Here is a 26,676-nt window from a genome sequence, read left to right on the forward strand (position 1 = left end):
TTCAATTTTAAATAATTATGGTTTCTGCCACCACATTAAGGTATTTATGTCATCAGCACCTTGTGCAGCTATTGCATTATTATACCTAGTTGGATTTGTTGATTGTGTTACCACTGGATAATTTAACCTTGCTGGCATTTTTTGGTTGTTAACCAAACCGGGTCCTTTTGGTAAAATAGGATGCCCGGTACGGCGATATTCAAACCATTGCTGAAAATCCACCAAAAACATTGCGTAGTATTTTTGTATATGAATCATCTCTAACTGACTATTTCCGGATGTGGTATTATCCAATGGAAGTGTTGAATCCCAATCTAAATTGGCTGCCTGTACATAATCAATAAACCTACTATCAGTTGTTGTACTGATGTAATTTGGCAACCAATAATTTATCGCATCAACCATTCCTTTGTAGTAATATTTTTCAGTTGGGCCACTAATCCATCCTCTTGCAGCAGCTTCTGCCAAAATAAAATCAACTTCGGCAGCATTCATAATTATACCTGTAAAACGATCAGTTTGTAAGGTGGGCTTATTTTCAGCATCAGAATTAAAGTGAGATAAAACCGAAAGACCAGATCCCTGAGCATAACCACTTGGAATACCAACAAAACCACCATTTGGTGCAGCATCTATACAAAAACGATTAACATTGTTACCTGTTAAATTACTATTCATACGGGGGTCATCCCATGTTACCAGATTACCCAAAAAGAAATTGCAAATAGGAATTCCTCTGAAATCAGCAGCTCTAATATTCACCATAAATGGTGATGAAAAAACTGCGGTACTACTGTTTGTTCCGTTCCATAAAATTTTAGCCGTGTGGGTATTATTTTGCATTATCGGATATTCTGATGGGTTGCCATCAACAATTTGTTTTATTTTGGCAATTATAGTTGGCGCAACTTCGGCTTTGCCCGATGCCCTTAATAATAATCGTAAATATAACGAGTTGCAAAACCTTCTCCATTTTGAAACATCGCCTTGAAAAACAGGATCGCCAGTGGTATTAATTGGCGTACCCTCTTTTAAAAGTTGGTTAGCTTGTTCTAATTTGGCAAACATATCAGCATAAATATCTTTTTGTCTGTCAAATTTAGGTTGTACGTTTCCCTCTTTACCTAAATTGGCTTCGCTATAAGGTACATCTCCATAAGTATCAGTTAATAATTGAGATACCCAAGTTTGAGCAACAAGTGATATGCCTTGATATGATTTGTTTAGCGATTCTGGCTTGCTGGCAATGGTATAAATATCTTTTAAATCAGTTAAAAATAAGTACCAATTGTTCCAGGTATAATCTGCCTGTGTTCTTCGTACATCGTACCTAAAAACACGACCTTCCGAATCGTTAATTTCAACCGTTACTTGCATTAGCTGGTTATTAAAATTCCAATTTCTGCTCATATTTGCGTTAAGAACACCAACTAAAGCAGGTGCTAATAATTGGTTTGCTGTTGTTGTGCTCTTGCCAATAGGATCGGTATTAACTCCGGTAAAGTCTTTTGTACAAGAATTAAAGGTTAAACCAATAATGGCTAAAAAAGTATATGCTAATGTTTGTTTATAATTTTTCATGTTGATAAAATTAAAGTCCAACTACTAAACGGGCTCCAAAAGTTCTGGTTGAAGGCAATTGGCCTGTTTCAAAACCTTGAACTATATCTCCTCCCGCTAATGTTCCAAACTCGGGATCGAAAGCTGGCCAAGGCGACCAAATAAATAAGTTACGCCCATAAACGCCTAGACTCAATTTAGTAAAACCTATACTTTTAAGCACTTTTTGCCCAAAATTGTATGTTAAATTTGCTTCTCTAAATTTTAAGTAATCCGTTCTAAATACACTTCCTTCTGCTTGCCCACTACCATAAATTGATTCGTAATAGGCATTCATATCGGTGGCTACCACATCATTTTTACGGTACGTTCCATCAGGATTTAGAAGTACCCCGTCGCCAACTATGCCATTATATCTTCCTGGCAAGGTAATACTATGTTTACCTAACGATGCCATTCTAGAAAATGTTAAAGAATGCCCAACTGCGCCTAATTGTGCATCAAACAATGCACTAACACTAACATTTTTATAAGTAATACTAGTGCCAAAACCAAACCTAAATTGAGGTATTGTGTTACCTAAATACAGCAAATCAGGATTTTCTAGCGCTACTCCTGTGGTCGGATTAAAAACTATTTGCCCATCTGGTGAACGTAAATAACCTCTACCATACATATCGCCCATGCTACCGCCAACATTGGCAACCACTTGTCCGCCACCTAGCGCACCAGTACGTAACACAACTGAACTATCTGCCAGTTCTCTAATTTTATTTCTATTGGCCGAGAAGTTTGCATTTACCTCCCATTTAAAAGTACGAGATTTTAGCGGTGTAGCATTTATAGCAAGCTCAATGCCTTTATTATCTACCCTACCCACATTTATTACTTGAACATTATAACCGGAGGCCTTATCAACAATGCGACTCAAAATCTGATTTTTGGTGTTTCCGCTATACGCTGCAAAATCAAAGTTTAATCGGTTGTTAAATAATTTTAAATCTAAACCAAGCTCAATTGTAGTCGTTTTTAGTGGCTTTAAATCGGGATTTGGCAAAACACGTGGATTATTCATCGCGCTATCAGGGTAAATACCATCTGCTGCGTACAAATAATTATAAGCAGTTCTGTAAGGCGTGGTGCCACCACTACCAACACTGGCAATAGAGGCTCTTAATTTAGCAAAGCTGATTACTTTTGGTAGTTTCCAAAAATCGGAAGCAACAAAAGCCAAACTTGCAGAAGGATAGAAAAAACCAACATTATCAGTTCTGGTAATTGTTGCTAATGTACTGTTCCAATCCTGACGGGCTGTTATATCTAAATAAAGGTAGTTTTTAAAGCTTAAAGAAGCTAAAGCATAAAAGCTATTGAGCCTGTATTGTGCCGTATCGGGGGAATAAACTAAAGGATTTTCGTTATTGCTTAACTCATAAAGATTTGGAATAACTAATCCATCAGCTCTTTTTTCTAGCTTGTTGTATTGATTACGCATTTGGCTGCCACCTAAATTGGCAGTAAGCTGAATATCTTTAGTTAATTGTTTATTATACTTTAATAAAAAATCGGCACTTATTTCGTAAGATCGTATATCCGCAACGCGATAAGAACCATGTGCGAATTTATTACCTGCAGCATCCCAAGGGCGAAGAGTTTCGCGAACGTCATTATTCAAATCTCCCGATGCTCTAAGCATTAAACTCAATGCATCCGTAAATCTATAAGTCGCTTGGATGTTTCCTAACCAACCATTCCGTCTTTGTCCGTTTAAATATTGCTCTGATATAGCATAAGGGCCTTCAGGGAAAGTGGTAGTTAAATTTGTAAACTGTCTGTAAACTAAGTTTGTTGCCCAATAATCTTTATACCAATCAATATTCATATTTGGTTGTGCAAACATAAACCAATACATTAACGACTGATTACCATAACCCGTGGCTGGTAAATTATCGCTTTTTCTATTGCTATATTGCACCTTGGCGTTAATGTTTAGTTTTTTAGTTACGTTACTTGTAATATTTAATGCAGCAGTAGTTCGCTCCAAACCTGTATTTGGCACAATCCATTCGTTATTGCCATGGCTTGCAGAGAAGCGTAAACCCACTTTTTTATAAGTACCATCTATACCAAATGAATTGGATGATTCGAAACCGGTTTTAAAAAATGCATCAATTGGATCAGGAGTTGCCACCCATGGTGTTCTGGTTAATCCTTGCGCTCTGGTTGCAGGGTCATATTGAAAAAACATCGCTCCAGGAGAAAACTCAGGGCCATAAGTAGAACTTGTAGAATTGGTGTTTGCTCCATCGGCACTCGCTCCATATGAGTAATATGAATTGCCAGATACCCCAGCGCCGTATTGTGTTTGCCTATCAGGACTTTTGTTAATTTCTTCCCATGCACTATTTGAAGTAAAAGAGATATTAACTTTCTTTTTATTTAAACTGGCAGATTTTGTTGTGATGATGATAGCCCCATTTGCTCCACGCTGTCCATACAATGCTGATGCAGCAGGACCCTTCAATACGGTTACATTTTCTATATCATCAGGATTTAAATCATTTAACCCACTACCAAAATCGGCAGGCATAATATCTCCTGATGTACCGTAAACACCGCCTCCTGTACCGCCTGTACGCCTTGCCGAACTACTCGCCACAACGCCATCAATTACAATTAAGGCTTCGTTATCTCCTGTCAAATTATTTTCACCACGAAGAATAATTTTATTTGAACCGGCTGGGCCACTATTTCTAACCAAATTTAAACCTGCAACTTTGCCCGATAAAGCATCTGTCCAGTTACTAGAAACCGCATTGGTAAAGGCCGTACTATCTAATTTAGAAACTGCATAACCTAACGATTTTTCCTCACGCTTTATGCCTAATGCCGTAACAACCACTTCGTTTAATTGACTTGTAGAAGAACTAAGCCTAACAATCACATTATTTTCGTTATTATTAAATGTTCTGGTTAGGGTTGTATAACCAATCATATTATAAAGAACAGTAGTTCCCTTTGCAATTGTGATGGTATAATCTCCTTTATCGTTAGATACCCCCAAAAACTTCTTATTGTTATCCGTTATCGTTGTTCCAATTAATATCTGACCATCCTGGTCATCCAACACCGTACCTTTAATTACAATATTTTGTGCCGGAGTTTGCGCAAAACTTTCATTAATACAAATTAATTGTATCAGCATAATACAAACTAAAAAACTAAAGCGTTTTAGTCTACCCTTAAAAAAAGTTCGGCTTTTCTTTTGGTGATTATCGGGACTGCTTTGCTTTACATGCAGAACGCATTGATGCCACGAAATCTGTTGAGTAAAATTTTTGATCATAATTATTATAGTATATCCGGTTAGTAATAGGGTTCATATGTGCGATTTATTTTGTCCGGATTTGCGGGCAAAGTAAGCCTGTTTATGTTAAAAATATATTAAGCAAACATTAACGTATTGAAAAGCAACCCAAATAGATTGCGATTTATTTATTTTTACTTACTATATATTTCGTTAATTAAAATTAACAAAACAAATCGAAACTAAAAACAATAAAATAAATCAGCAAGAAATATTTTTTAATTGAATGTTTAAACAGACAGAAATAACGATGATAGTAAGAAGAATAGAATAAGCGAGTTATTCCTAAATAAAGCAAAAAATGGCTTTATTAATAATATATAAAGAAAAACAAGGCGCCAGCAGATTAAATCATCAACACAAAAGCACCACGTAATAATTTTATTACAAGGCATGGTGACAGGAAAATAAATAGAGCAACAAAACGAAACATCGCGTTGTAACATTTATATATCAACCTAAACCGAAAGATAAAGAAACATAACTAACCTGCCTTTGCGTACTCAAATACATGCTTCATGTAAAGTTTACGTAAAGAGAATGTCCGTTCAAGTGCAATTAAGATAATCACCGGAAATATTAAAAAACCAAGCAGGTTAAAAGCGTAGAAAAAATAGCCAAAAATTAATATGAGCCTGAAACACTCGAGGTAATAGATCCATTTACGTTGTTCTAAAAGCGCACCGATGTTGATTAAAGTAAGCAAGATAAAGACAAGTATTGCAGCTTTATTGAATGGTGTTAAAAAACTGTAAAACAAGGTCGTGCCGGTAAGCATTGCAACCACTGTTATCAACTGTATATTTAAATAGTTTTTAAACTTAGGTTTAGCAGCTCGTTGTATTTTATTTTGAAAGTAACGCTCTTCTAAAATGGGCCGGATGTTTTGATCCATCAACGCTGGGCTCCCGAACACGGCATTCCATTTGGCCCTAAATCCATTTGCACGCTTGTACGCCTCTCCTATTTCTAAATAGTAGTGAAAATGCTGCCATAGGAAACTATAACTCTTAATAGGATGTGTTAACCCATATTTAGGCGCCTCTTCTTCGGCCTGAAAAGTACCAAATAATTTATCCCAGAATACAAAAACATCGCCATAGTTTTTATCCAGGTATTTTTCGTCAGAGGCATGATGAACACCATGCAAAGAAGGCGTGATGAATATACGTTCAAGCCAACCCAGCTTACCGATTAATTGTGTATGCGTAAAAAATGAATAGGCTCCATGGGCCAAAAGTATGGTAATAATCATATTGGGATGAAAACCAATTAATGGTAATATACACCAAAACACGTTGCGGAAAATGGCTTGAATGGTCGTAATCCTCGCAGCCGCGGATAAATTAAACTCTTCGCTCTGGTGATGAACGATATGTGCAGCCCACAAAAAATTGATTTCGTGGCCTAGTCTATGGTACCAGTACCAAACAAGATCTGTTGACAATAGCAATAATATCCACACATACCATTTTGTAGAAATATCAAAAATTGCATAATTTAAATACACCCAATCGTACACCTGATAAAAACTTGCCGCAATAAATAAGTTCAATAACCTTTCGGCAATACCTACACTAAAATTTGCAACCGTACTTTCATATTTAAATATTTTCGCTTTTTTTTGGTGCTGAGCGATCCTAAACTCAATAAATACAAAAATAAAAAACGCTGGAATAGCAAATGCAAGGTAGTTTACCGTCATAACTTTTGTGGTCTTTTTTAGTTTAACGGAACAAACTTAAATATATTCTATTAAATACATAGATTTTATAGAATATATTATTACACCTAAATTACTTCGATCTTCATTTAATGTTTGTTGTTTTAATTTATTTGTAGAACTTCGAAATTATAAATACACAATTATGGCTACAGATAAAAAAGCTGAAAACAACAATATATTATCTATTGATATAGGCGGCACAAGCATTAAAACAGTTCTTTTGGATGAAAGCGGAAATATGCTTACCGAATATTTAAAAAGCAAAACCCCACCAGAAGCTACTCCAAAGGATATTGTTTCTGGAATTATAGAGTTGATTAAGCCTTTTCCTGTTAGCTACAACCGCGTATCGATCGGTTTTCCCGGTTATGTTAAAAACGGAATTGTTAAAACCGCCCCTAACCTGGCAAAAAACAAATGGGCAGATGTTGATCTCGCTCAGCGTGTTGCTAACGAGTTAGGTAAATCGGTACGTTTGGTAAATGATGCCGATCAACAAGGCTTAGGTGTAGTTGAGGGCAAAGGCTTTGAAATTGTTTTCACAGTAGGTACAGGTTTTGGAACAGCTTTATTATTCGATGGAGAATTACTACCGCATTTAGAACTTGCCCATTTCCCGATCAGCAAGGAAGAAGACTATGACGATTATATCGGAAATAAGGCTTTTGAAAAAATCGGGACTGAGCGCTGGAATAAAAGGCTCAAAAAAGTAATCGAAATCTACAAAACGGTTTTCAATTATGATACCTTATATATTGGTGGTGGCAATTCTAAACAAATAGACTTTAAACTGGAAAGCAATATTAAAATTGTAACCAACAGAGACGGGATTAAAGGTGGTGCTAAACTCTGGAAACTGGCCGACAAGTACAATATCTTTACAGTTGAGCCTAAAAAATAATAATCTTTATTACAATCTTTTAACAACAATAGCTGCAATATTAATTTGTAAACCCTAATTTTGGGTGCATTATAAAAAATAAAAAATGGCAAATAACGATTCGAAAAAATATAAATTGGGAATGATCGGTTTAGGCACAATGGGCCGGAACTTATTATTAAACATGGCTGATAAAGGCTTCTCTGTAACAGGTTACGATAAAGACAGGAAAATGATCTCGAAACTTGAAGAAGAAGGCAAGAAACACAATTTAGAAGGATTTGACGATATTGAAAGCTTTATTTCTAGCTTACAAACACCACGTACATTAATCTTATTAGTACCAGCCGGACCAATTGTAGATAGCGTTATTGCAGAACTAAAACCACTTTTAAGCAAGGGCGATATTATTATCGATAGCGGAAATTCACATTTTACCGATACCAACCGCCGTGTTGACGAACTGGAGAAAGATGGTTTACATTTCTTCGGAATGGGTATTTCTGGTGGTGAAGAAGGTGCACGTTTTGGTCCGAGTATGATGCCAGGTGGCGATAAACAGGCTTATAACGTAGTTAAAGATGTTTTTGATGCTGTAGCGGCAAAAGTTGGAACCGATCCATGCGTAACCTATATTGGCCCTGGTGCTTCTGGCCACTTTGTTAAAATGGTGCACAACGGAATTGAGTATGCCATTATGGAGCTTATTGCCGAGGTTTATGGCATCCTTAAAAATGGCTTAGGCTATTCAAACGATGATATATATAAGGTTTTCAAAAAATGGAACGAAGGCAGATTGCAATCCTTCTTATTGGAAATTACTGCCGAAATCTTTCTTTTTAAAGATACAGAAACGCAAAACAATCTTTTAGATCAGATTAAAGATGAAGCACGCTCAAAAGGCACCGGAAAATGRACTTCGGAGGTTTCAATGGAACTTCAGTTACCTGTACCAACCATTAACGAAGCTGTTTCTAACCGTGATTTATCTAAATTCAAAAAACTAAGGGTTTCTTTAGAAGAGGCTTTTGGCAAAAAAGACACCAAAATTGCTGTTACTATTGATGAACTGGAAGATGCATTTTACTTCTCTATGATCAGTGCTTATGCACAGGGTATGCATTTACTGGTTCAGGCTTCAAAAGAATACCAATACGATTTACAGTTACAGGAAATTGCTAAAATCTGGCGTGGTGGCTGTATCATCAGGGCTAAATTTTTAGAAGATATTTATCAGGCTTACGATAAAAACAACGCTTTAGAACATCTATTCGGGGATGCGGGTATCCAGAACATTATCAAAGGTACTTTAGCTGGTACACGCAAAACAATTAGTGCATGTATCAATTCTGGTTTGGGTATCCCTGCATTTGCGTCTACGCTAACCTATTTCGATACCATTACCACAGCTAGAATGCCTTCTAACTTAATCCAGGCACAAAGAGATTTCTTTGGAGCACACACCTTCGAGCGTATCGATAAAGATGGTGTTTTCCATGCTGATTGGAATAAATTATCATAACCTATTAGATTCACGAACAAGAACATAAAATGAAAACCAAAACCGCATTAAACCCTACCATTTTTGTAATATTTGGTGGAACAGGTGATTTAAACAAAAGAAAATTAGCACCTGCCCTATATAATTTATTTATTGAGGGTTACATGCCAGATAAATTTGCCGTTATTGGTACCGGTAGAACCGAATTTACCGACGATAGCTACAAAGCTGCTTTAGAAGATGCTGTAAACCAGTTTTCTCGCAGCGGAAAAGTAAAAAAAGAGAAATGGGACGATTTTGCAAAGACTATGAGTTACTGTCCTACCGATTTTGCCCAGCCAAAAACTTTCGAAAACCTTAAAGCAACTGTAGAAAAATATCAAAAAGAATTTGGAGTCGGAACACAGGTAATTTTCTATCTGGCAGTTGCGCCTAATTTCTTCCCGATTATTGCTGAATGTTTGCAGAAATATAAACTTACACAAGATGAAGACAATAGCCGTATCGTTATCGAAAAACCTTTCGGCCATGATTTAGAATCAGCAAAAGAACTGAATACATTATTGAGCACCATTTTTACCGAAAAGCAGATCTATCGCATCGATCATTATTTGGGTAAAGAAACTGTACAAAACATGATGGCTTTCCGTTTTGCCAATGCATTGTTCGAGCCGTTATGGAACAGGTCTTATATCGATCACGTTCAAATTTCGGTAACCGAGCAGTTAGGCGTGGGCGATCGTGGAGGTTATTATGAAGGTTCTGGTGCTTTAAGAGATATGATTCAGAATCACCTGTTGCAATTGCTTTGTTTGGTTGGAATGGAAGCGCCAATTAATTTTGATGCTGATGAAATCAGGAACCGTAAGGTGGAGGTTTTAAGAGCAATGCGTCCTTTTTCTGCCGAAGATATCCGTTTTCATACTGTTCGGGGTCAATATAGTAAAGGTTGGGTTGAAGGTAAGGAAGTGCCTGGATACCGTCAGGAAAAAGGTGTTGATGCACATTCTAATACAGAAACTTTTGCTGCTGTTAAATTCCATATCGATAACTGGAGATGGCAAGGTATTCCTTTCTATTTAAGAACTGGAAAACGCTTAAACCAAACTTCATCTTTAATTACCATTCAATTTAGAGATGTTCCGCATCAGATTTTCTCATCAGGCGTAACCGAAAACTGGCAACAAAACAGGTTAGTAATCAGCATACAGCCAGAAATGAGTATCCGTATGCAGGTACAGGCCAAAAGACCTGGATTGGATATGGTATTGAATCCTGTTGATATGATTTTCGATTATAAAGGAACTTACGAGGGTGATACCCCTGAGGCTTACGAAACCTTATTATTAGATGCCATGATGGGCGATCAAACCTTGTTCATGCGTGGCGACCAAGTGGAAGCAGCATGGGAACTGGTCATGCCGATTTTAAATACTTGGGAAAGCAAAAAATCAATCAACTTCCCTAACTACCCTGCCGATAGCTGGGGACCAGAAGAAGCTGAAGCACTTATTGCAAGAGATGGTTTCCACTGGTTTAACCTGCCATTGAAGAATAAGGAATAAATTTTTACTCAGGTCGTCACCCTGAACCGAGCCTTAGCGAGCTCACCGAAGGTAATTTGTTTCAGGGTCTTTTTAATAAATAGATGCTGAAATAAATTCAGCATGACGGCTCTTATTAGTTATAAAAATGAATCTACTCATATACAAAACATTAGAAGAACTAAACCAGGATCTGGCAGATTATGTAATTAAAATTGCAGAAATGTCTATCGAAGAAAACGACCGCTTTAATTTCGTATTAACTGGCGGCAGTTCTCCTAAAGCACTTTATCATCTTCTGGCAACAGAAGGTCAGCACAGAATTGATTGGGAAAAAGTATACTTCTTCTTTGGCGATGAGCGCAACGTTCCGGCCAATGATGATAACTACAACGGATTAATGGCCAAGAAAACCATTTTAGATCCACTAGGCATTAAAGAAGACCATATTTTTTACGTTGATACCACTTTGGCTCCAGAAAAAGCAGCTATCGAATATAAAAAAGCAATCGATAAACACTTTAACGGTGAAGATCTCATTTTCGATTTAATCCTTTTGGGTATGGGCGATGATGCACATACGGCTTCGATTTTCCCACACACCACTTTGGTTAAAGATGAAGAAGTAAATGTGGCTTCAGTTTATGTAGAGAAATTGGATACGTACCGCATCAGTTTTACAGCACCGTTAATCAACAAAGCCGATAATGTAGCATTTTTGGTTTTTGGAGAGAATAAAGCCGAAGCTTTAAAACATGTTATTGGCGATGAGCAAAAAGATGTTGCAACTTACCCTTCACAGTTAATTGATCCGATTGATGGAAAATTAACCTGGTTTACCGATGAGGCTGCAACAAAATTACTAGAAGATTAAAGATAATGATGTCTGAAGAAAAACATTTGTCAGACTTTTTAAACGGAAAAACGGAATATACCCTAGGGTTATTCCGTTTTTTTATTGAACAATTGACCAGATTAGGAGAGATAAATCTCAGACCTACAAAATCCATGATTGCGATCGAATCAAGAAAAAGTTTTGCATATATTACGCAATTGGGGAAAAACTTTATTCATGTGGTTGTTCCTTTCAATCAACCTTATGAAAACAATCTTTGCTTCATTAAGATTGCGCAGGTGCCAGGAACCGATCAATTTAACCATCATTTGAGGATTTATTTCGAAGAAGATGTTAATGATGAGGTGAAAGGTTTTTTAAAAATGGCTATGAAACAAAATATGTAACCCTGAATTCATTTCAGGGTCTTTGTTGTGATGATTTTCCTGACTAAAAAGATCCTGAAACAAGTTCAGGATGACGAGGCGGAGAGAATTTTCTTCTGATGTTATTCATTCGAAACCAAATTCGTTATTTCGACTGCATCGTAGTCCCGATGTTAAGTCGGGAGAGAAATCTGTTTGATAGATTTCTCCCACTTCGGTCGAAATGACGATCAAGTAGCTTAATTTAATCCAATTTCTCTTCAATCAACAACTTAATAATGCCATCGGCCATACCCACTTTAGGCACATAAATCTGTTTTATACCAGTCCATTTCATTAAGGTTAAATAAATCTCACAAGCCGGGATAATTACGTCTGCACGGTCGGGATTTAAGCCCAGCGTATTAATTCTTTCTTTCAGTGAATAACTGGTTAATTTATTATACATCGAATTTAGCTTTTGCAAAGACAGAGGTGCATTTTCCTTCTCATCCGACATGCGGAAGAGTTTATTGATGTTACCACCGGTACCTATGCCTGCCAAATGTTTATATGCTTTTGTATGTTCTTTTACCCAATCTTTCATTTCATCCCAGGTTTCTTCCTTATCCTGGTTATCGAGCATCCTGATTGTACCAATATTGAAGGATCTTGATGCTTCTGGAGCACCTTTTACAAAAACTGACAGTTCGGTACTACCTCCACCCACATCAATATATAGGTAATTTTTATTTTCGTCTAACTCTTCTTCAATATGGTTAGCATAAATAATATTTGCTTCCCGCTGCCCCTCAATAATCTCTAAAGTAACGTCTGCTTCCTTTTTAATCAGCTTAACAATATCTTCTCCATTACGGGCCTCACGCATGGCAGATGTTGCACAGGCTAAATATTCCGAAACATGATAAACATCCATCAGATTTTTAAAAGCAGTCATGGTTTTTACCAGATCTGCAGATTTTTTTTCCGAAATATATTGATCTAAGAATGCATCATCTCCCAACCGGAGCGGCACACGTATAAGAGTGTTCTTTTTATACTTATATTTTCCGTCTTGTTTGCTAATATCAGCGATGAGTAACCTCACCGCATTCGAACCGATATCTATAGCTGCGTATCTTAACATTATGATTGATGCTTTGTTTTTAAATAGTTGTAGATGTCTACCTGCGCCCTTATCTTTTTACTTAATCTGTTTTTATGGTATTTATTATTGTTCAAAGTATTAATCTGCCTTGATTTGGTATTATCCTGCAGTTGCAGATCGATAATATCCTGTATCTCCTGTTTCACATCATGATCTAAAACCGGGAATCCTACCTCTACGCGGTGTTCGAAATTCCTGCTCATTAAATCTGCAGATGATAAATACATGTCGTTTTTACCGTTATTACCAAAAATATAAACCCTGGCATGCTCCAAAAACTTATCGATAATACTAATGGCGGTAATATTTTCACTAAAGCCCTTTACTCCAGGTACCAGACAGCAGATACCACGGATAATCAGCTGAACTTTAACCCCAGCATTGCTCGCATCGTAAAGTTTGGCAATAATTCCTTCATCCGCTAAACTATTTACCTTTAACATGATGTAAGCAAGTTTGCCCTGTTTAGCATTCCTGATTTCACGGTTAATAAAATTGACCAGTTTCGAACGGCTCTCCAGCGGCGAAACAATCAGGTGTTTAAATCCCTTAGTTACTGTACGTTTGCTCAACGCATCAAAAAGTTTTACCAGATCGTTCGTAATCTCTTTCTTTGCGGTGAAAATACTATGATCACAGTATAAACCTGCGGTTTTCTCGTTAAAGTTTCCTGTTGCTAAGTTTGCATAGTAAACTGGCTTGTCTTTTTCAATCCGTTTAACCAAACAAATTTTAGAGTGCACTTTATAGTCGGTTAAACCGTAATTTACCTTAACCCCCTCCTCCATTAAGCGGCTGGTCCAGTAAATATTAGCCTGTTCATCAAAACGTGCTTTAAGTTCTAATAAAACAGAAACTGCTTTACCATTTTTAGCTGCGTTGATTAATGCATTGATTACTTTTGAGTTTTCGGCTAACCGGTATAAAGTAATCTGTATTTCGGTTACTTTCGGATCAATTGCAGCTTCACGTAAGAACAAAATAATATAGTCATACGATTGGTAGGGTAAATTTACCAAATAATCGCGCTGGGCAACTTTATTAAACATACTTTGGGTTCTGTGCAAATCGTGAACCTTCAGTGGCACATTCGGCGCATATTCCAATTCCTTTTTACCTACATTTGGGAAAGCAATAAAATCGCCAAACTTATGGTAACGGTTACCCGGAATTAAACTTTCGGCCTCAAGCTTAAGTTTATTCACCAGTACAGTAAGCATATTTAAAGGCATCGCCGAATCATAAAGCAAACGCATTGGTTTTCCTTTTTTACGTTTTTCTAAACTGCTTTTTAAATCTTCGATAAACTTATCATTAATGTTTTTATCGATATCTAATTCGGCATCCCGCGTTAGCTGGATCGAATAAGCCTCTAAATTATCGTAAGTAAAAACATAAAATATATCATCCAAACAATACCTGATAATGTCTTCGGCAAGAATAATAAATTTTAAATCGTTTGTTTCAGGCAGGACCAAAAACCGTGGCAAATTAGGCGGAATTTCAATCAGTGCATATTTCTCTTTAATTTTTGTATCCTTTTTCGAAAGTTTAACAAAAAAGTAAAGGTACCGGTCTTTCAGTTCTGGAAAAGGTTTATCCATATCCAGCATAATGGGAACCAGGTTAGATAAAATCTTATCCCTGAAATGATTTTTAACGAATTCTCCCCTGCTTACATTCAGTTGAGTATCGTTTAAGATAAAAATCCTGTTTTGAGCAAGTTCGTTTATCAGGGTAGCCTGAAAAAGCTGGTCGAATTTTCTTTCCTGTTTTACAACAATATTTTTAATCTCATTCAGAATTTTCTTTGGATTAAATCCCAAAAGTGCTTTAGCCTTATCGTTCAGATTGGTTAGCCGGGTCATGGTGGCCACTCGCACACGGTAAAATTCCTCTAAATTTGAAGAAAATATAGATAGAAATTTAATCCGTTCAATCAGCGGAACCGTTTCATCGGCGGCTTCCTGCAGTACACGTTCGTTAAAGTAAAGCCAACTGATTTCGCGGTTTAAAAAAGGGATCTTCTTATTGCTCATTTAAAAAAATAAAAAATCCCTGCCAAAACAGGGATGCTCAAAACTGCACATTAATTTGTTAAATTGATGTTAATTCATTTACACGTTAACGTTAACAAATTTATTTTTTAGTAGGTGTTTTCGTCTCTTTATTAACCGATGTTGAAGTTTTAGCAACCGTTTTTTTAACAACAGGGGCTGCTTTTGCAGGAGTAGCGGCCGGCGCTATTACTTTTTTAACTGCTGTAGCAGCTTTTGCTGGTGCTTTACCTGCGGTACTTGCCGCTTTTTTGGCAACTGTTGTCGACTCTTTTGCTGCTTCTTTTGCTTTTATAACTGGCTTTGCCAATACTTTTTCTGCCTTTTCTTCTGTTTCTATTGCAGCAACCTTAATGCTTTGTACTACTGGTTTAGCCTTTGCAACGGCTTTTTTAACAACTTTCTGAGCAGTTCTTTCAGATTTACTTACCGCTTTGGCAACTGGTTTCTTCGCTGCTTTTGCTTTCTCTTTTGATGCATGTAGCAAATCATCAATTTTCTGTCCCACATCTGCCTTTACGATGGTGAACTTCTTAGTTAATTTTTTAGCCACACGCTTACTCGCTTTCCCTACCTCCGTACTAATTTCCGATACATCATGACCTAAACTTTTGATCACATCTAAGAACTTATCTGTAATCGACTGCTCCAATTGTTTCTTCACTTCTTTTTTGGTGATCTTTTTTTGAGACTTCGGTTTAGTGGTTTTCATATTATTTTTCGTTTTTTTGTGAGGATGGATTAATTTCTATTAAATCTACTTATTTTTTTACTTTAAAGCTAAAACCATGCCTTCTTTTGATATTGTAAGTAAAGTTGATGCGCAAACATTGGACAACGCAATTAACAATGCTAAAAAAGAAATCCTTAACCGATTCGACTTTAACGGATCGAAAAGCACCATCGATCTGGATAAAAAAACAAACGTGGTAACCATTGTTACTGAAGATGATATGCGATTAAAAGCAATCGAAGGTTCCATTATCTCGCGGATGATGAAACAGAATTTAGATCCGAAAAGTTTAGATTTTGGCGATGAGCATCAGGCCTCCGGTAACATGATCAGAAAAGAAATCAGTATTAAAGAAGGATTAGATAAGGAAGCAGCAAAAAAGGTTGTGGCAAAGATCAAAGCGAGTGGATTAAAAGTTCAGCCTGCTATTATGGACGATCAGGTTAGAGTAACCGCAAAAAAAATCGATGATCTGCAAGCTGTGATGAATCTTTGTAGAAATGAAGATTTTGGTCAGCCATTACAGTTTATTAATATGCGCAATTAGAAAGCTTAACTGTTTAAACTGGTTAATCGGTTAACCGTACTGCTGTATTACTACAATTAACCAATTTAAACAATTAACCGATTAACCATTCAACTCATGGAAATCAGCGAAAACGGTTTTATATTTTCCGATAAAAAAGAGCTTTTAGATCCCGAAGCCATACATCATTATTTAAGTGTAGAATCTTATTGGGCAAAAGGCATCCCCTTAGATACCGTAAAACGTTCTATTGAAAACTCACTTTGTTTTGGCATTTACAAAGGAACAGAGCAGGTAGGTTTTGCCCGTTGGGTAACCGATAAGGCCACCTTTGCATGGCTTTGCGATGTGTACGTTAAAGAAAGTTACCGCGGTTTGGGCTTATCAAAAAAACTAATGTCGTTTATGATCTTCCACCCCGATCTACAGGGATTAAGAACTTATCGGCTCGGTACCTTAGATGCACACGGATTGTACAAACAATTTGGTTTCGAGCCAATTGAAAATCCGGAGCGTTTAATGGCCATTGTTGTTAAAAATCCATACGGAGCGGAATAATCGCCATTCAGCAGCTAAAACCTTTTTTCAACTCTCTTGTTTTTCATACACATCAAAACATAGAGAAAACATGAAAAAGATATTTTTATTATCCACTGCTTTTGCCCTGGTGCTTTCATTTCAGGCTTGTCAAACTGCAGATAAGAAATCGGCAACAACAAAAGACAGTGTTGCTGGCGATACCAATATGGTAAATGGCAACCATGCTACAGGAGCCGAAAGTACAGAATCGGGTGTTGATGAAGCGGGTGCAACTTTTTTAAGAAAAGCAGCAATTGGAGGTATCATGGAAGTTGAAGCCGCTAAGATTGCACAGAAAAATGCCAAAAGTGCTGAGGTGAAAGATTTCGCCGCTAAAATGTTGACTGATCACACAAAAGCCAATACAGAGTTGAAAGCTTTGGCTGTCAACAAAAAAGTAATCACCCCAGATGCATTGCCGGCCGAAGATCAGATTCATTTGGATGAAATGAAGAAAATGACGGGTACAGCTTTTGATAAACATTATATGGTTATGATGGTTACCGATCATGAAAAAACAGTAGCCTTATTTAAACTGGGGATGCAAAACCGCGATCAGGCAATTAAAAGCTGGGCTGGCAACACTTTAAGTGTAATCGAATCTCATGATGAAATGGCAAAAAAAATCGTTGCCAATATGAAATAAACAGAGGCAAATTTTGCTTTAAAGATCAAAATCCTGAATAATGAATTTCAGGATTTTTTTCGTTACCAAAATGTGTGAAAAACATCATTTTTAATACAATTTCTTCCAATAAAAAAATTAAAATTAACTTTCGCCGTTTAATACAAAAATACATAAATGAATAAGAGTAGAATTTTTAGCGCGCTGTTAAGTGTTGCGCTTGTAAGTGCGGTACCAACTTTGGTCAGTGCGCAAAAAGCCAATTGGCAAAATCTTGATCTTAAAAGTGATAGTACATTCGGAATCAGTACCGAAAAAGCATATAAAGAACTTTTAAAAGGTAAAAAATCTGTTAAAGTTATCGTAGCAGTTAATGATGGTGGTGTAGAAGCTACCCATGAAGACTTAAAACGAATTATGTGGGTAAATACCAAAGAGATAACCGGCAATGGCAAGGACGATGATAAGAATGGTTATATCGACGATATAAATGGCTGGAACTTTATTGGCGGCCCTAAAGAATCTGTAAACTTCGAAACCTTAGAATTAACCCGTTTGGTTCGTCGCGATCAGGCACGTTTTGCCAATACCACAGATGCAAATGTAGCAGAAAAAGATAAAAAGGATTTTGAAATTTTTAAAGCAGAAAGAGCCGACTTAGAAAAACAATTGGCAGAAGCCAGGGAAAATCTGGCAGGTATTACTGGTTTTAAAACAGCTTTAGATGCTGTGGTAAAGAAAATCGGTAAAGAAAACCCAACCGTAGAAGATTTTAAAAACTTCAAACCTTCTACAGAGGTTGAAGGCAGGATCCAAAATATACTGAGCCAGCAATTAGAAAAAGGCAACTTCAAAGATTTTTACGAAGATCAGATTACAGAAGGATTTGATTATTATAGTCGCCAGGTTAATTACAACTTAAATCTTGACTATGATCCGCGCGCTATTGTTGGCGATGATCCGAACAATGTTAAGGAGAAATTTTATGGCAATAACGATGTTGCAGGTCCTGATGCGATGCACGGCACACACGTAGCCGGTATCATTGCGGCTGATAGAACCAACAAACTTGGTATTTTAGGTGTAGCAGATAACGTTGCCATTATGGGTGTTCGTTGTACGCCAAATGGTGATGAAAGGGATAAAGATGTTGCTAATGCTATTCGTTACGCTGTTGATAACGGTGCAAAAGTAATCAACATGAGTTTTGGCAAGGCTTATAGCTGGGACAAGGCCATCGTTAATGAAGCTATGAAATATGCGGCATCTAAAGATGTATTGATCGTTCAGGCAGCGGGTAACGAAAACAAAAATATCGATGTAGAAAATAATTTCCCTAACCACAAAGATTTAGATGAGAAAACTATTGCATCGTGGATTACCGTTGGTGCTTCAGGCCCTAAAGATGATGAAACACTAAAAGCCAGTTTCTCTAATTTCGGCAAAACCCAGGTAGATGTTTTTGCTCCAGGCGTTCAGATTTATTCTACTGTACCGGGTTCTAAATACAAAAATTTAGACGGAACCAGTATGGCATCTCCTGTTGTAGCTGGCTTAGCAGGATTAATCCGCTCTTATTATCCAAAATTAACAGCGGCGCAGGTAAAAGAAATCATTGTTAAATCGGTTACCAAAGTTAACCATAACGTACAGTATGCTAAAGGCGAAGAACCAGACGCAGAAAAAGTTTCTATCCCATTCTCTGATCTTTGTATCAGTGGCGGAATTGTTAATACTTACAATGCATTAAAGCTAGCGGCAACTTACTCGGGTAAAGCAGTTGCGAAATAATTTTTCTGTTTGTCATTCTGAGCGAAAGCGAAAAATCTTCAAACTGTTACCCTTAACAAGATAAATAAACAAAAAATGCGTCCCAATGTAAAATCTGGATGCATTTTTTGTTTATTTGAATGGTTATCATTTCGAGGCACGTAGATCCAAAGCAATAAGATTATCTTCGATTAGCACTTCGTAATTCCAAATCAAGTTCAGTTATCTATCTAAGTAAAGATCCTTCGACTATGCTCAGGATGACAAACCGCGTTTGGAATTAAACTAAAAGACAACTTAACTAAGCCAATATCTTATCCGGCGTTATCGGCAATGTCCTGATCCTCTTTCCGGTGGCATTAAAAACAGCATTAGCTACAGCAGCAGAAAAACCGATCAGCGCAATTTCACCCATTCCCTTTGCACCCATCGGATTAATGTAAGGATCGGGCTTATTGATAAAATTCACATCAATTTCTGGCACATCAGCATTTACCGGAACATGGTAATCGGCAAAATTATTATTGATATATCTTCCATAACGGTGGTCGATAATCGATTCTTCGGTTAAAGCCATACCAATACCGCCAACAGCACCACCGAGCATCTGGCTTCGGGCCGTTTTTGGACTTACAATGGTACCGGAATCGCCTACAGAAACGATTTTACTCACTTTTACTACGCCTGTAAGCGAATGAACCTTTACCTGTACAAAGTGAATGGAAAACGAATACATAGAGAAATTATCTCTTTCCTTTCCCCCTTGACTTTCTTTGGTTACTTCTATTTGCGGAAGATTATTCTTTTTTAAAACATCAACAAAATTAGCCGTTGCATCCATATTCGAATTTGCAGCCAGTTCTGCGATGGCTGATTTTAACGCTACGCAAACATCATTAACTGCCGAACCTACTGTAGATAACGTAGCCGAACCGCCCTGACTTGGCGCTGGTGGCAAAGAAGAATCGCCTAATTCGAATGTAATTTTATTTACAGGAATTTTCATTAATTTATTGGCGATTAAAGTCATGCCAGTTCCTGTTCCCGGACCGATATCGCTGGTTGCACTTTGCAAAAGCAGCGATCCATCAGCCTTTAAAATGCCTTTCACACTGGCTTTACCTCTATTGGCGTTAAAAACGCCAACACTTACCCCATAACCTGTTTGCCATGGTCCTTCAATCAAACTGCCAGGCTTATTTTTCCGGTTGCCCCACCCTATTTTTTCTGCCCCGATTTTATAGGCTTCTTTAATGTTTTTGCTCGAAAAGGGTTTGTTTTTCTGTTGATCGGTTTCAGGATCGTTTTTTATCCTGAAATCCAATGGATCCATATCCAAAGCATGCGCCATTTCATCAATTGCACTTTCCAGGGCAAAAGCTCCTGTAGCCTCTCCTGGACCACGCATCCATATTGGAACGCCAAGATCTACCGGAACAATGGCATAAGCCGTATTTACGTTATCGCATTGGTACATAAACTTTGCCATGTTCACCACGCCTTCGGTAAAGTTCTCGTAAGTAGAGGTTTCGCCATAAGCCCTGTGTGTAATCCCTGTTAATTTACCATCTTTGTTTGCCCCCAAACCAATGGTTTGTATGGCTGCCGGCCGATTACCCACCATGGTAAACATTTGCATCCTGGTAATCACCACTTTTACAGGTTTACCAATATGTTTAGAGGCCATTACTGTTGCAATTTCCAATGGCCATGTGCGTAAAGCCATTCCAAAACCACCGCCAACAAACTCCGAATTTACCTGAATATTCTCCATTGGAATTTTAAAAACATTTGCAATGGTACCCTGAGTAGCTTTTACACCTTGTGTTTTGGCATAAACGGTAAGCTGGTTATTTGGCCTCCAATCAGCGATAATTCCGTGCAGTTCCATCGGGTTATGTGTTTCGATAGGCAGGAAATATCTTTCTTCGAGCTTCACCTCTGCTGTTTTATAAGCGTTTTCTATGCCACGTTTATAGTCGGCCTGACCTTGAAGTTTCTTTGCTTTAGGATCTTTTAAAGCTTTTTCAAAATCAGTGTTAAAATCCTCTTTAGCATAAGTTGCTTTAACCAATGATGCCGCATGAGTTGCCCTTTCGAAGGTATTGGCCACTACAATTGCGATTGGCTGTCCATTGTAGAAAATTTTGTCGGTATAAAAAATCTTCATCTGTGGACCGCCTTCCTGCTCGTAAGCAGCTGCCGATGGCTTATTTAAATGCGAAATCACAGCAATTACACCTGGTGCTTTTTCAGCCGCCTTGGTATCGAGCGCTGTAATTTTTCCTTTGGTAATGGTACTGGTTACCAAAACACCATAGGTTAAACCCGGCAGTTCGTATTCCGCAAAATATTTAGCTTGCCCCGTAACTTTTAAAATTCCATCTACGCGGTCGTTGTCGTCTTTTAAAATTCTCTTTTCCATAACTAAGCTTTAGATTTTGCAAGATTCAACGCCTCGATTATTGTATTGGGTGCCAGTTTAAGTTTAAAGTCATTTCCTCCAAAACCTTTTGCATCCTTCATGGCCAACTGGGCTGCCTGTTCAAAATTCGATAAGGTGGCTTCTTTTCCTTTTAAGAAATTTTCGGATGCTGTTAAACGCCAGGGTTTGTGCGCGACTCCACCCATTGCCAAACGAATATCGGTAATTTTATTATTGCTGAGCTCAAATGCTGCAGCTACAGAAACAAGTGCAAAAGCATAAGAAGCCCGATCTCTAACTTTAAGATAATGGTAATTTTTAGCGAGGTTATTCATCGGAATTTCCAAACGAATAATCATTTCGTCTGCTTTTAAGTTATTGTCTAACTGCGGAGTATCTCCTGCCAGACGATGAAAATCTTTAAATGGTATTTTACGTTCTCCTTTAGCATTGGCCACCAACACTTCAGCATCTAAAGCCGTTAATGCTACGCACATATCGCTTGGATGAACGGCAATACATTTCTCTGAAGTCCCGAAAATAGCATGCATGCGGTTAAAACCTTCCATGGCACCACAGCCTGTACCGGGTTGACGCTTATTACAAGGCATTTCGGTGTCGTAAAAATAACCACAACGTGTACGCTGCATCATATTACCACCAACAGTAGCTACATTTCTCAGCTGGGCAGATGCGCCCGCTTGTAAAGCCCAGGAAAGTAATGGCAGTTTCTCTTTAATCAGCGCATTGTCTGCAACTGCAGAATTAGAAGCCAAAGCACCAATATGGATTTTATTTCCAATCTGCTCGATCTGCTTTAATGGAACATGATTGATATCGATGAGTTTTTCGGGCGCCGTAACACCTCTTTTCATTAAATCGATCAGGTTGGTACCTCCGGCCAGGAATTTTGCGTTTTTATCTTTTACCAACAAGGCAATTGCTGATTTTGCCGTGGTTGTTCTTAAGTATTGAAAATTGATCATACCTTTTCGCCTCCTTCCTTAACTTCAATAATCGCATCAACTATATTAGGATAAGCACCACATCTACAGATATTTCCACTCATATATTCACTTATTTCTGCTCTCGAACCAGTATGCCCTTCGCGTACACAGGCCACAGCCGACATAATCTGTCCCGGCGTACAATAGCCACATTGAAAACCATCATGCTTGATAAATGCAGCCTGCATGGGATGCAAAGTTTCGCCGTTGGCCAATCCTTCAATCGTGGTAATTTTCTTTCCCTCATTCATCACAGCTAAACTGAGGCATGAATTTACCCTTTGTCCATCAACATGAACGGTGCAAGCGCCACACTGGCCATGGTCGCATCCTTTTTTAGTCCCCGTTAGGTGTAATTCTTCACGCAAATAATCTAAAAGCGTTACCCTCGGCTCAACCGTAGTTTGATATGCTTTATTATTTACCGTAAGTTTTAATGGGATTTTCTCGAAAAGTTGAGCGAAACGTTCATCGGCATTACTTTCTGCTGCTTTAACCGCAACGCCAGGCGTTAATGCAATGGCTGTAATTACCGAACTTTTTTTGAGAAAATCGCGCCTGCTATCACCCTGATTTGGTTTCTGATCGGAAGATTTCATAATTGGATATTTAGATATTGGGATGTACTCCTAAGTTCGTAATTCTAAAGCTCAGAATGTAGCAATTCAGAAATTTAGAATTATTCTATCGTTAGTATTTTTATATAACTCATTAGAAATAAATCATTAACAAAATAATTTCCAAAATGTTCAACCAATTTATACTTTTATAACATGGACAACGTAAAACCACTACCCGATTTATCAGCAGAAGAACAACGTGTTTTAGGCGCATTAATAGAAAAAAGCCGCACCACGCCCGATTATTACCCAATGACTTTGAACAGTTTAACAGCTGCATGTAATCAAAAAAGCTCAAGAAATCCTGTGGTAAATTACGATGAAGAAACCATAACTTTAACACTAAATCAACTTAAAACAAAAGGTTTAATCTCCACTGCCACAGGAGGATCAAGTCGCGCAACTAAATACAAACATAATCTGGCTATTGTTTATCCTTTATTGCCTTCGGAGTTGGCCATTATTTGTTTATTGCTTTTACGCGGACCACTAACACCTGGTGAAATCAATAGCAATTCGGGAAGATTGTATGAATTTGAAAGCATAGAAGAAGTCTTAGAACAGCTTCAGAAACTATCAGATGAAGAACCAGCATTTGTAAAACAACTGGCAAAAAAAGCTGGTCAAAAAGAGGCTCGTTTTGTTCATCTTTTAGGCGAACAGGCCGAAACTACTTCAGAACCTGAAACCGAAACAATAAGCACCCCGCAATTTGATCCTACTGAACTGGAAAACAGAATAGAGAAACTAGAACTGGAAATTGAAGAATTGAAAGAGCTTGTTAATTTATTGATGGATAAATAATGGGGTCATTAGGCATTGGTTCATTGGTTTCTAACCCATTGGCATAACCCAAAGTGATTGTTGGTCTGAGCGTAATTGAAGACTGTTATATTACATTTTCCGTGCTTCTGTGTTTCCGTGGCAGAAAATTATTAGGTCTTAGGGAGACGCTAAGACCAGTATAGTTTTAATTTTTGTACCCTGAAAAAATAGGTCTCTCCATTTCACTCCAGTCGAGATGACGACACGATTTAAACCTATCTAAAACAAAAAAAGTGCTTGGCGATTAACCAAACACTTTAAAAATTCCCAATCAGGTTGAGAATAACAAAATCAATTAAGCCTCATACTTTTTAAAGATAGTACTCGCGGTGTGACCACCAAAGCCAAAAGTGTTATTTAAAACATAATTGATCTCCTTTTTAATACTTTCTCTCAACACAAAATTCAATCCTTTTGGAATGTTTTCGTCAAGATTTTTGGTATTAATAGTAGGCGGTACCACATTATCTCTGATCGATAAAACACTGATTACACTTTCAACCGCTCCGGCAGCACCAAGCAAATGACCCGTCATCGATTTAGTTGCACCAATTACGACTGGTAAACCTTTGAATACAGTATTAATCGCCTGTAATTCACTTAAATCGCCCAATCCGGTTGAAGTGGCGTGTGCATTAATATAATCGATTTTATCAGCAGTAATTCCAGCATCTTTTAAAGCTTTTGTCATACCCAAAGCCGCACCGATCCCATCAGGAGGGGTTCCGGTTAGGTGATATGCATCAGCGGCCATTCCACCACCAATAATTTCGGCATAAATGTGGGCACCACGTGCTAAAGCATGATCCAGATCTTCTAAAATCAATGCACCTGCACCTTCGCTCATTACAAAACCATCTCTGTCGGCATCAAAAGGTTTAGAAGCCCCTTGTGGATCCTCGTTATTTTTAGATAGAGCCTGAGCAGCATTAAAGCCACCTACAGATGACTTGGTCAACGCAGCTTCAGAACCACCGGCAATCATTACACTTGCTTTTCCTAAACGAATGGTATCGAAAGCATTGATAATGGCAGTATTAGATGATGCACAGGCTGATACGGTACAATAATTTGGTCCACGCAATTTATGACGGATGGAAATGGCTCCGGCGGCAATATCGACAATCATTTTTGGAATGAAATAAGGATTAAACCTTGGTGTTCCATCACCTGCATGAAATTCTTCCAACTGCGCTTCAAAAGTACCGATCCCGCCATTTCCGGTTGCCCAGATTACGCCAACTTCAGCCAATTGATCATCGGTCATTGCAGCAAAATCTAATCCTGCATCCTTTATCGCCTGATCGCTCGATCCGATTGCATATTGGGTAAAAAGGTCGTACTTTTTAATTTCTTTTTTCTCCAGGTATTCTTCAGGATTAAAATCCTTCACCTCGCCCGCAAAACGGGTTTTGAATTTACTGGCATCAAATTTTGTAATGGGACCGATGCCACTTTTTCCGGTCAATATCTGTTGCCAGAATTGCTCAACGGTATTACCAAGCGGTGTTATTGCACCTAAACCTGTTACTACTACTCTTTTCATTTTTTTAATTTTTAGTCAATATCCTTGAATAAATAATCGACCAATGATTGTACGCGTGGGGCAATAATTAATATAGCAGGAATGGCTACAATGTAAGAAATGCCCCATGATTTTAACCAAACCTTCATAAAGATCGATGTAAATCCAAGATTAACACTTATGGCCGCGAAAGTAACTATTCCTGTAGTAAAAACCGCCATAATAAATGCAAATGCCACCTTCTTTTTCATTCCAGTTATCTGATTAATTTTGAACAGAATCGGTCCAGGCTTTTCTATTTGCATTCATCACATTTAAAGCATCAACCGGCGATTGTCTGAACAACTCATAAATCTTTGCAGTATCACCTACCCTGATTTCAAACTCATCATTGGCTAAAGCCGCCAACAGATCATCTGCAACAACCGATGGTTTAATGCCGTTATGACCGCCAATTTCTTTTGAGAATTCAGTATCCACCAATGGTGGCATCAATTCGAAAACCTTAACAGCAGTTTCTTCTAAACTTAACCTTAACGAAGTGCTGTAAGAATGTAATGCTGCTTTACTGGCCGCGTAAGTTGGCAAAGTAACTCCGGGAACATAAGCCACAATAGATGAAACGTTTACGATAGCTGATTCGCGCTGTGCTTTTAAAACAGGCAACAATTTTTGATTGATCCTGATAATTGATAAATAATTGGTCAACATTTCATCTTCTGCATTCGCAAAAGCATCTTCATTGGGGTCAGCTAAATTGTACAGGATTGCTCTTCCTGCATTATTGATCACGATATTTAATTGAGGGAAATCAGCTTTGATGCGGGCTACCAATTGATCTACATCCTCAGCCTTGCTTACATCAGAAAGAATGGTGGTTACATTTTGTAATGATGCAGCAGCTGCATCTAGTCGTTCCTGGTTTCTACCAGTAATAATTACATGATTATCTAAAGCAGTCAACTGTTTTGCAATTTCTAAACCGATACCAGCTGTTCCGCCGATCAATAAAACGGTATTTTGTGAAGTTTTCATTTT

Annotated in this window: 22 protein-coding genes; 10 read left to right on the plus strand and 12 right to left on the minus strand. The window is 37.8% G+C overall.

What is annotated here, in order from left to right:
• Positions 1-15: 15 nt before the first annotated feature.
• From AC1DNH_RS04390 to AC1DNH_RS04400, 3 genes are all read right to left on the minus strand, one after another.
• Entirely contained in the window at positions 16-1,581 is a 1,566-nt protein-coding gene (locus tag AC1DNH_RS04390) for a SusD/RagB family nutrient-binding outer membrane lipoprotein (RefSeq protein ID WP_477609318.1), read from the minus strand.
• Between the two features lie 10 nt (positions 1,582-1,591).
• Complete coding sequence (locus AC1DNH_RS04395; RefSeq protein WP_477584359.1) at positions 1,592-4,765, minus strand: SusC/RagA family TonB-linked outer membrane protein; 3,174 nt, start codon at positions 4,763-4,765, stop codon at positions 1,592-1,594.
• Between the two features lie 646 nt (positions 4,766-5,411).
• A complete protein-coding gene (locus AC1DNH_RS04400; RefSeq protein ID WP_477583407.1) occupies positions 5,412-6,632 on the minus strand; it encodes a sterol desaturase family protein in 1,221 nt (406 codons plus the stop codon).
• Positions 6,633-6,795: 163 nt separating this feature from the next.
• Here AC1DNH_RS04400 and AC1DNH_RS04405 point away from each other — a divergent pair, with 163 nt between their 5' ends.
• The 5 genes from AC1DNH_RS04405 (at position 6,796) to AC1DNH_RS04425 (ending at position 11,820) form a co-directional block, all read left to right on the plus strand.
• A complete protein-coding gene (locus tag AC1DNH_RS04405) occupies positions 6,796-7,554 on the plus strand; it encodes an ROK family protein (RefSeq protein WP_029275239.1) in 759 nt (252 codons plus the stop codon).
• Between the two features lie 85 nt (positions 7,555-7,639).
• Positions 7,640-9,055: an NADP-dependent phosphogluconate dehydrogenase gene (gndA, locus tag AC1DNH_RS04410; protein WP_477625208.1), complete on the plus strand. Its 1,416-nt coding sequence runs from the start codon at positions 7,640-7,642 to the stop codon at positions 9,053-9,055.
• A gap of 29 nt (positions 9,056-9,084) precedes the next feature.
• Positions 9,085-10,599, plus strand: coding sequence for a glucose-6-phosphate dehydrogenase (zwf, locus tag AC1DNH_RS04415; RefSeq protein WP_477583401.1), 1,515 nt, complete (start codon positions 9,085-9,087; stop codon positions 10,597-10,599).
• Positions 10,600-10,726: 127 nt separating this feature from the next.
• A complete protein-coding gene (gene pgl / locus AC1DNH_RS04420; RefSeq protein WP_477610111.1) occupies positions 10,727-11,452 on the plus strand; it encodes a 6-phosphogluconolactonase in 726 nt (241 codons plus the stop codon).
• An 8-nt stretch (positions 11,453-11,460) separates the two neighbouring features.
• A complete protein-coding gene (locus tag AC1DNH_RS04425) occupies positions 11,461-11,820 on the plus strand; it encodes a DUF5655 domain-containing protein (protein ID WP_477625209.1) in 360 nt (119 codons plus the stop codon).
• A gap of 223 nt (positions 11,821-12,043) precedes the next feature.
• Here AC1DNH_RS04425 and AC1DNH_RS04430 read toward each other — a convergent pair whose 3' ends face one another.
• The 3 genes from AC1DNH_RS04430 to AC1DNH_RS04440 form a co-directional block, all read right to left on the minus strand.
• Positions 12,044-12,925 (minus strand): Ppx/GppA phosphatase family protein, encoded by an 882-nt coding sequence (locus AC1DNH_RS04430; RefSeq protein ID WP_029275244.1) that lies wholly within the window; start codon positions 12,923-12,925, stop codon positions 12,044-12,046.
• Positions 12,925-14,985 carry a polyphosphate kinase 1 gene (gene ppk1, locus AC1DNH_RS04435; protein WP_477607524.1) on the minus strand — a complete coding sequence of 687 codons (2,061 nt, stop codon included), beginning with the start codon at positions 14,983-14,985 and terminating at the stop codon, positions 12,925-12,927. The genes AC1DNH_RS04430 and ppk1 overlap by 1 nt, the downstream gene beginning before the upstream one ends.
• Before the next feature lie 100 nt (positions 14,986-15,085).
• A complete protein-coding gene (locus tag AC1DNH_RS04440) occupies positions 15,086-15,715 on the minus strand; it encodes a hypothetical protein (RefSeq protein WP_477583992.1) in 630 nt (209 codons plus the stop codon).
• Between the two features lie 76 nt (positions 15,716-15,791).
• On the opposite strand from AC1DNH_RS04440, the gene AC1DNH_RS04445 reads away from it, so the two are divergent.
• The 4 genes from AC1DNH_RS04445 to AC1DNH_RS04460 all read left to right on the plus strand — a co-directional run bounded on the left by AC1DNH_RS04445 (position 15,792) and on the right by AC1DNH_RS04460 (position 19,257).
• Positions 15,792-16,283 (plus strand): YajQ family cyclic di-GMP-binding protein, encoded by a 492-nt coding sequence (locus AC1DNH_RS04445; RefSeq protein WP_029275247.1) that lies wholly within the window; start codon positions 15,792-15,794, stop codon positions 16,281-16,283.
• Between the two features lie 96 nt (positions 16,284-16,379).
• Positions 16,380-16,820: a GNAT family N-acetyltransferase gene (locus AC1DNH_RS04450; RefSeq protein WP_477583994.1), complete on the plus strand. Its 441-nt coding sequence runs from the start codon at positions 16,380-16,382 to the stop codon at positions 16,818-16,820.
• Between the two features lie 70 nt (positions 16,821-16,890).
• Positions 16,891-17,487, plus strand: coding sequence for a DUF4142 domain-containing protein (locus tag AC1DNH_RS04455; protein WP_477583995.1), 597 nt, complete (start codon positions 16,891-16,893; stop codon positions 17,485-17,487).
• 156 nt (positions 17,488-17,643) lie between these two features.
• The gene (locus tag AC1DNH_RS04460) at positions 17,644-19,257 is read left to right on the plus strand and encodes a S8 family peptidase (protein ID WP_477583996.1); all 1,614 of its coding nucleotides are present in this window, start codon (positions 17,644-17,646) and stop codon (positions 19,255-19,257) included.
• A gap of 280 nt (positions 19,258-19,537) precedes the next feature.
• Here AC1DNH_RS04460 and AC1DNH_RS04465 read toward each other — a convergent pair whose 3' ends face one another.
• From AC1DNH_RS04465 to AC1DNH_RS04475, 3 genes are read right to left on the minus strand one after another with little or no spacing between them, the layout of a single operon-like run.
• Positions 19,538-21,661 carry a xanthine dehydrogenase family protein molybdopterin-binding subunit gene (locus AC1DNH_RS04465; RefSeq protein WP_477607528.1) on the minus strand — a complete coding sequence of 708 codons (2,124 nt, stop codon included), beginning with the start codon at positions 21,659-21,661 and terminating at the stop codon, positions 19,538-19,540.
• Between the two features lie 2 nt (positions 21,662-21,663).
• On the minus strand, positions 21,664-22,647 hold the full coding sequence (locus AC1DNH_RS04470) for an FAD binding domain-containing protein (protein WP_477607530.1): 984 nt from the start codon (positions 22,645-22,647) through the stop codon (positions 21,664-21,666).
• Positions 22,644-23,267, minus strand: coding sequence for a (2Fe-2S)-binding protein (locus AC1DNH_RS04475; RefSeq protein ID WP_230149977.1), 624 nt, complete (start codon positions 23,265-23,267; stop codon positions 22,644-22,646). The genes AC1DNH_RS04470 and AC1DNH_RS04475 overlap by 4 nt, the downstream gene beginning before the upstream one ends.
• Positions 23,268-23,441: 174 nt before the next feature.
• Here AC1DNH_RS04475 and AC1DNH_RS04480 point away from each other — a divergent pair, with 174 nt between their 5' ends.
• Positions 23,442-24,092, plus strand: a complete 651-nt coding sequence (locus tag AC1DNH_RS04480; protein ID WP_477584003.1) for a YceH family protein — start codon at positions 23,442-23,444, stop codon at positions 24,090-24,092.
• Between the two features lie 316 nt (positions 24,093-24,408).
• On the opposite strand, the gene fabF is transcribed toward AC1DNH_RS04480, so the two are convergent.
• Genes fabF through AC1DNH_RS04495 form a run of 3 tightly spaced genes read right to left on the minus strand, consistent with a single transcriptional unit; the run spans position 24,409 to position 26,673 of the window.
• The gene (gene fabF / locus AC1DNH_RS04485; protein WP_477607532.1) at positions 24,409-25,659 is read right to left on the minus strand and encodes a beta-ketoacyl-ACP synthase II; all 1,251 of its coding nucleotides are present in this window, start codon (positions 25,657-25,659) and stop codon (positions 24,409-24,411) included.
• Positions 25,660-25,670: 11 nt separating this feature from the next.
• Entirely contained in the window at positions 25,671-25,889 is a 219-nt protein-coding gene (locus AC1DNH_RS04490) for a DUF2798 domain-containing protein (RefSeq protein ID WP_477581955.1), read from the minus strand.
• Between the two features lie 13 nt (positions 25,890-25,902).
• The gene (locus AC1DNH_RS04495; RefSeq protein ID WP_477581957.1) at positions 25,903-26,673 is read right to left on the minus strand and encodes an SDR family oxidoreductase; all 771 of its coding nucleotides are present in this window, start codon (positions 26,671-26,673) and stop codon (positions 25,903-25,905) included.
• Positions 26,674-26,676 lie beyond the last annotated feature (3 nt).

This window comes from Pedobacter sp. 01N310 (assembly GCF_056399805.1).

Coding starts and splice junctions, on each gene's coding strand:
- AC1DNH_RS04400 (WP_477583407.1), bottom strand. CDS start 6,632: ATGACGGTAAACTACCTTGCATTTGCTATTCCAGCGTTTTTTATTTTT.
- AC1DNH_RS04490 (WP_477581955.1), bottom strand. CDS start 25,889: ATGAAAAAGAAGGTGGCATTTGCATTTATTATGGCGGTTTTTACTACA.
- AC1DNH_RS04480 (WP_477584003.1), top strand. CDS start 23,442: ATGGACAACGTAAAACCACTACCCGATTTATCAGCAGAAGAACAACGT.
- AC1DNH_RS04495 (WP_477581957.1), bottom strand. CDS start 26,673: ATGAAAACTTCACAAAATACCGTTTTATTGATCGGCGGAACAGCTGGT.
- AC1DNH_RS04440 (WP_477583992.1), bottom strand. CDS start 15,715: ATGAAAACCACTAAACCGAAGTCTCAAAAAAAGATCACCAAAAAAGAA.
- AC1DNH_RS04475 (WP_230149977.1), bottom strand. CDS start 23,267: ATGAAATCTTCCGATCAGAAACCAAATCAGGGTGATAGCAGGCGCGAT.
- AC1DNH_RS04395 (WP_477584359.1), bottom strand. CDS start 4,765: ATGCTGATACAATTAATTTGTATTAATGAAAGTTTTGCGCAAACTCCG.
- AC1DNH_RS04470 (WP_477607530.1), bottom strand. CDS start 22,647: ATGATCAATTTTCAATACTTAAGAACAACCACGGCAAAATCAGCAATT.
- AC1DNH_RS04390 (WP_477609318.1), bottom strand. CDS start 1,581: ATGAAAAATTATAAACAAACATTAGCATATACTTTTTTAGCCATTATT.
- AC1DNH_RS04430 (WP_029275244.1), bottom strand. CDS start 12,925: ATGTTAAGATACGCAGCTATAGATATCGGTTCGAATGCGGTGAGGTTA.
- fabF (WP_477607532.1), bottom strand. CDS start 25,659: ATGAAAAGAGTAGTAGTAACAGGTTTAGGTGCAATAACACCGCTTGGT.
- pgl (WP_477610111.1), top strand. CDS start 10,727: ATGAATCTACTCATATACAAAACATTAGAAGAACTAAACCAGGATCTG.
- AC1DNH_RS04425 (WP_477625209.1), top strand. CDS start 11,461: ATGTCTGAAGAAAAACATTTGTCAGACTTTTTAAACGGAAAAACGGAA.
- ppk1 (WP_477607524.1), bottom strand. CDS start 14,985: ATGAGCAATAAGAAGATCCCTTTTTTAAACCGCGAAATCAGTTGGCTT.
- zwf (WP_477583401.1), top strand. CDS start 9,085: ATGAAAACCAAAACCGCATTAAACCCTACCATTTTTGTAATATTTGGT.
- AC1DNH_RS04450 (WP_477583994.1), top strand. CDS start 16,380: ATGGAAATCAGCGAAAACGGTTTTATATTTTCCGATAAAAAAGAGCTT.
- AC1DNH_RS04455 (WP_477583995.1), top strand. CDS start 16,891: ATGAAAAAGATATTTTTATTATCCACTGCTTTTGCCCTGGTGCTTTCA.
- AC1DNH_RS04445 (WP_029275247.1), top strand. CDS start 15,792: ATGCCTTCTTTTGATATTGTAAGTAAAGTTGATGCGCAAACATTGGAC.
- AC1DNH_RS04460 (WP_477583996.1), top strand. CDS start 17,644: ATGAATAAGAGTAGAATTTTTAGCGCGCTGTTAAGTGTTGCGCTTGTA.
- AC1DNH_RS04465 (WP_477607528.1), bottom strand. CDS start 21,661: ATGGAAAAGAGAATTTTAAAAGACGACAACGACCGCGTAGATGGAATT.
- AC1DNH_RS04405 (WP_029275239.1), top strand. CDS start 6,796: ATGGCTACAGATAAAAAAGCTGAAAACAACAATATATTATCTATTGAT.